Origin of the sequence: Flavobacterium sp., assembly GCF_044338735.1 — a bacterium.
Lineage (GTDB): Bacteria > Bacteroidota > Bacteroidia > Flavobacteriales > Flavobacteriaceae > Flavobacterium.
On record NZ_JBIIWV010000202.1, the window covers coordinates 1 to 3,504 of the forward strand.

At 31.4% G+C, this 3,504-nt stretch carries 4 protein-coding genes and 1 pseudogene; all 5 read left to right on the forward strand.

Features of this window, described 5'->3' with window-relative positions:
* A partial coding sequence (locus tag ACIQZC_RS10035; RefSeq protein ID WP_396139087.1) for a DUF6452 family protein occupies nt 1-298 on the forward strand: 298 nt, incomplete at its 5' end.
* Nucleotides 279-986 (forward strand): DUF6048 family protein, encoded by a 708-nt coding sequence (locus ACIQZC_RS10040; protein ID WP_396139088.1) that lies wholly within the window; start codon nt 279-281, stop codon nt 984-986. The genes ACIQZC_RS10035 and ACIQZC_RS10040, both read left to right, overlap by 20 nt.
* 422 nt (nt 987-1,408) lie before the next feature.
* The gene (locus tag ACIQZC_RS10045) at nt 1,409-2,056 is read left to right on the forward strand and encodes a hypothetical protein (protein ID WP_396139089.1); all 648 of its coding nucleotides are present in this window, start codon (nt 1,409-1,411) and stop codon (nt 2,054-2,056) included.
* A gap of 60 nt (nt 2,057-2,116) precedes the next feature.
* Nucleotides 2,117-2,389: pseudogene (locus ACIQZC_RS10050) on the forward strand (tyrosine-type recombinase/integrase); the annotation flags it as partial.
* A gap of 117 nt (nt 2,390-2,506) precedes the next feature.
* Nucleotides 2,507-2,992, forward strand: a complete 486-nt coding sequence (locus ACIQZC_RS10055) for a hypothetical protein (RefSeq protein WP_396139090.1) — start codon at nt 2,507-2,509, stop codon at nt 2,990-2,992.
* Nucleotides 2,993-3,504 lie beyond the last annotated feature (512 nt).

Consider the following 3,504-nt stretch of genomic DNA (forward strand, 5'->3'; position numbering starts at 1 on the left):
TGAGGTTTCAAAAATTGAAGTGCCTTTAAAAACAACTACCGATATAACTACCTTACATTTTATACAAAATGGAAGTGACACTGTCACTACTAATGATAATATTGATGTGATTACCTTTAATTACCAAAGAGTTGATAAATATGTATCTCGTGCTTGCGGATTTAAAACGTTGTTTTATTTAAACGAAACCAATCCGGTGGTTTTAACTGCTGATGGCAATAATTGGATTCAGAATATTGTAGTAACCCAAACTAATATTGAAAACGAAAATGAAGTACATGTTAAAATATATTTTTAGTCTAGTCTTTATTGCGGTTTCAACGATTGGAAACGCACAAATAAAAGACACTACACAAGTAGTTTATCCTGAACGTTATGGTTTACGTGTGGGTGTAGATTTACATCGTTTGTCTAAAAGTTTTTATGAAAAGGATTATAAAGGATTAGAAATTGAAGGAGATTACCGTTTGACGCGCCGTTTTTATTTGGCTGGCGAACTAGGAAACGAAGAAAAAACAGTTGATGATGATCGTTTGAACTTTACGACTAAAGGAACCTATTTTAAGGCAGGGTTTGATTACAACTCGTTTGAAAACTGGCTCGACATGGAAAATATGATTTATGTAGGTATGCGCTATGGTATTAGCAGCTTTAGTCATACCCTAAACAGTTACAAAATATATGATCCTACGAATTATTATGGTGAAAATACTGTGATTTCTGGAACAAACTATAATGGTTTAACAGCCAACTGGATTGAGATTATTGGTGGTGTAAAAGCTGAATTATTTAGTAATTTATATTTAGGCTTTTCCTTGCGTTTAAACTATTTAGTCTCCAACAAAAAACCTGACGGATTTGACAACCTATATATTCCTGGATTTAACCGCACCTATGAAGGAAAATTTGGCGCCGGTTTAAATTATACCTTGAGTTATTTCATACCGATTTATAAGAAAAACAAATTAGCTAAAGAGAATAAGTAAAAAAAAGGCGTTACGAGAGTGGCGCTTTTTATATTTAAATCTATTTTATAAAAACTAAAACGTACTTTTGGTATACTTCTAGCATATCGTATCTATACTTCTAGCATACACTCCAAATACACTCCACATACACTCCGCATACACTACACATACACTCTGCATACACTACTTATACATTAACTAAGCTATATCTATGGATTTATACTGTATGTAACTGTCTTCTTATTACTTATTTTTTCTTCGCCTTATTTGCTTTGGATATTTTTATTTATTTTTTATATTTGTTCATATAAGCCATTACTTATGAACTGGAAAGCCAAAACCTTACTTCACAAAGGAACCCCTCGAATTGCTGTTTATTTTGATAAAAGATAGTTTTTCAATTTGTTTGTTCAAATAACTTAATACATAAATCAAACGCTATGAAATCAATTCTATCATTTGTGTTATTTTTTATAATGTTGCTCTGCAACGGACAAAAATTAAAATTTGACATTAAAGTTACCTATTTAGTAAAAAATGACACCTTACTTTCTAAATCTTCATCTTATGGTAGTTCTGTGAATGAGAATTATGTAATGAGTATAAGATTTAGAACAAAAGATACTATTGCAGAAGTTTTTAATATTGTAGCTAAACAAAAACATACGTATCAAGTAATTGAACATAAAAATGAAATAGATAGTTTATCAATAGAATTTAAATATTTAGAAACCAAATCATTTACGCTTTCAAAAAAATTTAACATAAACGAATTTGCTTTTAAACATATCAAAATTGTTGATACAGTTGAAACATTTCAATTAGTACATTCCAAAAGAAATAAAGTCAAATATGAATTTAAAGCAATTACTTCTCCTATCAACTTGTTTTATCTATTTAGATTTGGTTGTTTGCATGGTATAGAATTTGAAACTAATTTAAATTATTCTAAACCAGTTGTAATAACCCATTGCATTACTCCTAATAAAAAAACAGAATTTACTTTAATTGAATTCAACGAAGTAGATCTTAAACTTGAATTACCAGAAAAGATAATTCGAAATAATTTTTTTTTAAATCAAAAATAACTTGTCAAAAATAACATAAAAAAATCCCGAGTAATACTCAGGATTTTTTTATTGATAATTTATCTTTTTGAAGGACAAGAAAAAAACACGCAATATTCTGCACGAAGTTTGTCTAATGTATTGAAACAAGCTTTAACAAAGGCTGGAATTAAGAAACCCGTAAGCCTGCATTGGTTGCGACACAGTTATGCCACACATTTATTGGAAAGCGGCACCGATTTGCGGTATATTCAAGAATTATTAGGATACAGCAGCAGTAAAACCACCGAAATATATACGCATGTGAGCACCAAGAGCCTACAACAGATAAAAAGTCCGTTTGATGATTTGTAAGGAAAAATTATTATATTTGATTTAGATAAAAAGCGAAACAAAACTTCGCATAGCTACCCAAATATGGGTGTATATACGAAGTTTTATATCGCATATAAATGAGTTATGTGCTATAATATGAGACACCTACTAACGACATTAATAATACTAACACAGACCTTAGCGTTTGGACAAACAAAAACGTTCAGGTGGACAACAGAATTATGCGAATATGAAGGGACTTATAATGCAAATAAATATACCGACACGCAATTAAAAAACACATACAAATTGTGGTTTTCAGACTACTTCCGAATTTCTACACCTTGTACCGTTTGGTATCCTCATCATATAGACAGTTTAAATGTTGACTCATTTGACAATGAATATCAAAAAAAATCAGACGAATTAAAGCACCTTGACATTGTAAATTCAACTTTCTGGGAAACTTATAGACAACGCAAACTAAAGGACTTGGACGAAGTATATAAATTAGGGAGAATTACATTGCTTGGTTATAAAAACCCTGAGACACTCAGACAATATTCAATCGCTGACACCTGCATAAAGAAGTATGTTGATGCTTTAATTAGTGGCGGAGACAAACTTCTTCAGACTTGGTGACAAATTCACGAACAACAATTGATAAATAATGGTTCACCCGAAAAACTAAATGCTAAATTTAACGAGCAATTTAATTCAGCCGAGAAATTTAAATATGCTCAAGTTGAAGTTATGAATTTCGGCTGGTGGAATTGTGCAATAAAATTTATGGACTATTCTGTTGTTACCGAGCCTAAAGGTTGGGACAACTTTGACAAGCTATTTAAAAAAATAAAGACAATTGAATGTGATGAACCGTGAGACGGAAGAAAAAATTACAGCACATAACACGGGTTTGGCAAAAGTGGCGGTTCAGTGCTCCGCAGACACATTTGTGGTTAATCAAACATTGGTTCTCCGCATCAACATTTGTGGTAAAAATCGCCACCTTCGCCAAGCCCGAAAACGTTAGCGGTCATTGTAACAGACATAATAACAATATGAATATGAAAAATGTAATCCTTATCCTAGCACTAACATTGATAGGACTTAAAGCAAATGCTCAATTTGGAAGTCCTGAAATTGTAGATAGC

Coding starts and splice junctions, on each gene's coding strand:
- ACIQZC_RS10040 (WP_396139088.1), top strand. CDS start 279: ATGTTAAAATATATTTTTAGTCTAGTCTTTATTGCGGTTTCAACGATT.
- ACIQZC_RS10045 (WP_396139089.1), top strand. CDS start 1,409: ATGAAATCAATTCTATCATTTGTGTTATTTTTTATAATGTTGCTCTGC.
- ACIQZC_RS10055 (WP_396139090.1), top strand. CDS start 2,507: ATGAGACACCTACTAACGACATTAATAATACTAACACAGACCTTAGCG.